This is a genomic window from Streptomyces sp. SBT349 (assembly GCF_001083795.1).
Lineage (GTDB): Bacteria > Actinomycetota > Actinomycetes > Streptomycetales > Streptomycetaceae > Streptomyces.
In genome coordinates this window covers 1-4,677 of the sequence record NZ_LAVK01000473.1, presented here as the reverse complement: position 1 = coordinate 4,677, position 4,677 = coordinate 1, and the positions used below count along the sequence as shown (strand labels likewise).

Here is a 4,677-nt window from a genome sequence, read left to right as displayed (position 1 = left end):
CGTGTGGTCGTCATCGACTGCACGGAGACCGGTGCGTCCCCGCCTACGGCGACGGATCCGACCTGGATCTGACGGCTGGCACGACGCTCGGCCAGCTTGATCGGGACGGACGGGATTCCGAGCGAGATGGCTGTCATGTGATTAACGCAACCCCACGGTAAGGATGGGCGGGCTCCTGGGCTCCGAGCCTACGGCACCTCACCCGGTCAGCCGCACCGGGCTGACGATATCCGCGGCCAGCACCAGCAGGGTGAAGCAGATGAACACACCGGCCACCACATACGCGACCGGCATGAGCTTCGCCACGTCGAACGGGCCCGGGTCCGGGCGCTTGGTCACCCTGGCCCAGCCGCGGCGCATCGACTCCCACAGGGCACCCGCGATGTGGCCGCCGTCGAGCGGCAGCAGCGGAAGCATGTTGAACAGGAAGAGCGACAGGTTGAACCCGGCGACCAGGAACAGCGCCGTCGCGACCTGCTGGCTGGCCGGGATGTCGAGGGTGAAGATCTCGCCGCCCACCCGCGCCGCGCCCACCACGCCCATCGGGGAGTCCTGCTCGCGCTCCCCGTTCCCCAGGGCGGCGTTCCACAGGCCGGGGATCTCGGACGGGATGTTCACCATGGCCTCGACGCCGGTGGACATGATGTCGCCCATCCGCTCGATCGCCTGGGGGAAGTCCTGCTGGACGATGCCGCCGGCGGGGGAGAAGCCCAGGAAGCCCGCGGTGACGTACTCCCCCTCCACATAGCCGCCCTCGCCGTCGGTCTTGGCGACCTGGTTCTCGATGAGGTCCGCCCGCAGATCCACCGTCCGGCCGTCGCGCTCGACGGTGAGGGTGGCCGCCCCCGTGGTGTCGCGGATGCGCTGCTGGAGCGTGCTCCACTCCTCGACGGGCTCGCCGTCGAACGCCACGATGACGTCCCCGGCGCGCAGCCCGGCCGCCGCGGCCGGAGCCGGACGGTCCGACGCCTGGCAGTCGCGCGGCTCCTCGCTCTGCTCTATGACGCACTCGGAGACGGTGCCGACCGTCGTGGTCTGCGTGTTGATGCCGAAGCCCATCAGCACGCCGAGGAAGATCGTCACCGCCAGGATCAGGTTCATCGCGGGGCCCGCGAACATGACGATCACGCGCTTCCACGGCTGGCGCGTGTAGAACAGCCGCTTGTCGTCCCCCGGCTGCAACTCCTCGAACGCGGCGGCCCGTGCGTCCTCGATCATCCCCCGGAACGGGGACGTGGAGCGCTTGCGGATCGCGCCGTCGTCCCCCGGCGGGAACATCCCGATCATCCGGATGTAGCCGCCGAGCGGGATCGCCTTGACCCCGAACTCGGTCTCCTTCTTCTTCCGGGACCAGATGGTCGGGCCGAAGCCGACCATGAACTGCGGCACCCGCACCCCGAACATCCGCGCCGTCGAGAAGTGGCCCAGTTCGTGCCAGGCGATGGAGAACAGCAGGCCGAAGACGAAGACGAGTATGCCGAGAATGAACATCAACGCCGTCATGCGGTCACTGCCTCCGTCGTGGTGCCGCTCGCCGTGCCGGCGAGCTCACGGGCACGCTGGCGCGCCCTGGTCTCCGCATCGAGGACGTCCGGGAGTGCCAGCGAGGTTCCGGAACCGCCGGTGCCCAGTTCCTCCACGACCTGGGCGACGGTGTCCACGATCCCGGTGAACGGCAGCAGCCCGGCGAGAAAGGCATCGACGCACTCCTCGTTCGCCGCGTTGAACACCGCGGGCGCGGTACCGCCGAGGCTACCCACCTTCCTGGCGAGCGGCACCGAGGGGAAGGCATCGGTGTCCAGCGGGAAGAACTCCCAGGTGTGCGCCTTCGACCAGTCGCACGCGGGCGCCGCCTCGGTCACCCGGTCCGGCCAGCCGAGGGCGAGCGCGATCGGCATCCGCATGTCCGGCGGGCTGGCCTGCGCCAGCGTCGACCCGTCGACGAACTCGACCATGGAGTGCACGTAGGACTGCGGGTGGACCACGACCTCGATCTGCTCGAACGGGATCCCGTACAGCAGGTGCGCCTCGATGACCTCGAGCCCCTTGTTGACCAGGGTCGCCGAGTTGACCGTGATGACCGGGCCCATCGCCCAGGTCGGGTGCGCCAGCGCCTCCTGCGGCGTCACCCCGGCGAGCTCGGCCCGGGACCGCCCGCGGAACGGGCCGCCGCTCGCCGTGACGACGAGCCGGGAGACCTCGCCCAGGGTCCCGCCCATCAGCGCCTGGAACAGCGCCGAGTGCTCCGAGTCCACCGGGATGATCTGCCCCGGCTTGGCCAGCGACGTCACCAGCGGGCCGCCCACGATGAGCGACTCCTTGTTCGCCAGGGCGAGCACGTGCCCGGCCTCGAGCGCCGCCAGCGTCGGCGCCAGGCCGATCGAGCCGGTGATCCCGTTGAGCACGGTGTGGCAGGGGGAGGCCGCGAGCTGCGTCGCCGCGTCCGGCCCGGCGAGGATCTCCGGGAGCGGCTGCCCCACCCCGTACTGCGCGCGCAGCGCCTCCCGCAGCTCGGTGACCTTGTCCTCCCTGGCCACGGCGACGGTCCGCACGCGGAGCCGGTGCGCCTGCCCGGCCAGCAGGTCGACCCGCCCGCCCGCCGCGGAGAGAGCCGTCACCCGGAACAGCGACGGATTCCGCAGGACCACATCGATGGCCTGGGTGCCGATCGACCCGGTGGACCCGAGGATCACCACCTCGCGTGGCCCCTCGGGCGGGGGGCCCGAGGGATAGCGGACGCGCGGGTCGGCGAGACAGGCGGCACTCATGGTCATCCTCCTATTGTCACTGCTTCTCACACGGTCGGTGACGGGGCCCCGGTGAGGCCCTCTCTCACCCCTGACCCACATCGAGGCGGCTCGGGTTCCCCAGAAGGCCCATCTCACTGTCCGTCGGTACCATCCGCACCAACTGCCTGGCCGTCCGTGTGCACCACAGAATGGCGTTCTCCGCGAACGTCGGCAATGCCCGCGCCTGCACCTCGGGAAGCGCCAGCATGCGCCCCACGGCCCGCGCCTCGTCGGGCGATACCCGCTGCACGCCGACCAGTGCCGCCCGCTCCACCAGACGGTGCGACACCTGACTCAGATACGGCAGGAGCGTCAGCACCGGCTGCCAGGGCGCCGACGCCACCCGGCCCCGCGGCGGCTTGATCCCGCAGTCCCGCACCACCAGCACCGGGCTGCCCAGCGTCGCCCCCAACGGGGGCACCCGGCCCACCTCGTGCAGCGTCATGCACTCCAGGCCGCCGTTCGCCGCCTGCGCCAGCCGCGCCCACAGCTGCGGCCTGCCCGTCTCCACGACCACCCGCGCGCCCGTGGCCACCGCGCGCAGCGCCAGCACCTGCGCCGCCCACACCCCGCCGATCAGCACCACGTCGTACGGCACGGGATGGTGGATCCCCAGCACGGCGGGGCGCGACCTGCTGTCCACGCCGACGATGATCCCGTCGTCCCCGACCGGCAGCGCGAGCGCGTCCAGCTCCGCCGCCGAGAGCACGTGCCCCGACCGGCCCATCAGCGCGCACCCCCCAGCGGCAGCGTCGCCTGGAGCCCCGGCAGCTGCTGCCGGTCCATCCGGACCAGCCCCACCCGGGCGGCCCGCGCCGCCCCCATCAGCTGCCGGCTCGCCGCCACCAGCTCACCCTCCCCGCGCCCCGTGATCCGCACATGGCCGCTGAGCACCGCGGAGCCGCGCCCCTCGCCGCGCAACGTCAGCGCGAACGTGGTCGCGAACGCGGGCAGCGACGTCAGCAGGGCCACCAGACCCGGCAGCGGTGTCGCCCCCTGACCGAGCGCGGGCCACCGCGCCACCCGGAACGTCGTGTGCCACCGGTCGTCGCAGCGCCAGGCCCGGAGCCCCTCCGCCGTCCGCCGCGGCCGGTGCCCCCCGGACCGGCCTATCAGCGTGGTCGCCGCCGGATCGGATCCCGTGCACGCCGCGACCGCCGACAGCAGCTCCGCCTCCGTCAGCACCGTCGCCGTGAACCCGGCCCCCGTCAGCCTGCTCGCGAGCTGGTCCGCCGCCCGCGTCAGAGCGCGCTGCGCCACCTCGATCCCGCCGCCCCGCCCGGCCACCGCCTCGGGGCACAGCTCCGGATCCAGGCGCAGCGCCACCCAGGTCAGCCGCAGCGCCGGCGCGTCACCCCGCTCCTGGAGCAGCGCGTAACTCGTCCCCGCCACCGAGCGCTCCGGCAGCACGGGCGCCGGTGCGGGCTGCGTGTACTGCACCGACTGCACCGACTCCAGCCGGATCCCGTCGGTCACCAGCGCCTCGTACAGCAGCGACAGCGGCAACGGCCGCGCCGCGCGCCCCGGCTGGAGCGGCGACAGCGCCGCCTGCACCCGCAGCACCGCCGTCAGCGTCCCCCCGTCCGCGGCCATCCCCACCTCGCGTCGCTCCCTGCCGTCCCGTCCGCCGGGCGCCGCCACCGTGTAACTCCGCAGCCCCGGACGGCACTCGGCCGCCAGCGCGAACAGCGGGTCCACATCGGGGTCCTGCGGCGCCGCGGCCACCCGCCGCTGCCGCCGCAGCACCAGCGCGGAACCGATCCACCCCGGCAGCGACTCACCCCGTCGCCACGCCACGAGCACCACCACGAGCAGCGCCGCTGCCGCCGCAGCACCAGCGCGGCGACCGGCCAGCTGCCCGCCACCCACCCGGCGGCCACCAGGCCGC

General features: G+C 73.1%; 4 protein-coding genes and 1 pseudogene. All 5 read right to left on the bottom strand.

Annotated features, from left to right (window positions below; translation table 11 throughout):
* Positions 1–137, bottom strand: a pseudogene (locus tag ADY01_RS38645) (4-hydroxy-3-methylbut-2-en-1-yl diphosphate synthase); the annotation flags it as partial.
* A gap of 61 nt (positions 138–198) precedes the next feature.
* The gene (locus ADY01_RS33050) at positions 199–1,503 is read right to left on the bottom strand and encodes a M50 family metallopeptidase (RefSeq protein ID WP_049580438.1); all 1,305 of its coding nucleotides are present in this window, start codon (positions 1,501–1,503) and stop codon (positions 199–201) included.
* Positions 1,500–2,774 carry a 1-deoxy-D-xylulose-5-phosphate reductoisomerase gene (dxr, locus tag ADY01_RS33045; protein WP_049580437.1) on the bottom strand — a complete coding sequence of 425 codons (1,275 nt, stop codon included), beginning with the start codon at positions 2,772–2,774 and terminating at the stop codon, positions 1,500–1,502. Before dxr ends, ADY01_RS33050 begins: the two co-directional genes overlap by 4 nt.
* A gap of 58 nt (positions 2,775–2,832) precedes the next feature.
* On the bottom strand, positions 2,833–3,516 hold the full coding sequence (locus tag ADY01_RS33040) for a hypothetical protein (protein ID WP_049580436.1): 684 nt from the start codon (positions 3,514–3,516) through the stop codon (positions 2,833–2,835).
* Positions 3,516–4,677: type VII secretion protein EccE (gene eccE / locus ADY01_RS33035; protein ID WP_049580439.1), on the bottom strand; the 1,162-nt coding region annotated here is incomplete at its 5' end. The genes eccE and ADY01_RS33040, both read right to left, overlap by 1 nt.

Excerpts from the sequence above, each read along its gene's own strand:
- ADY01_RS33050 (WP_049580438.1), bottom strand. The coding sequence starts at position 1,503 with ATGACGGCGTTGATGTTCATTCTCGGCATACTCGTCTTCGTCTTCGGC.
- dxr (WP_049580437.1), bottom strand. The coding sequence starts at position 2,774 with ATGACCATGAGTGCCGCCTGTCTCGCCGACCCGCGCGTCCGCTATCCC.
- ADY01_RS33040 (WP_049580436.1), bottom strand. The coding sequence starts at position 3,516 with ATGGGCCGGTCGGGGCACGTGCTCTCGGCGGCGGAGCTGGACGCGCTC.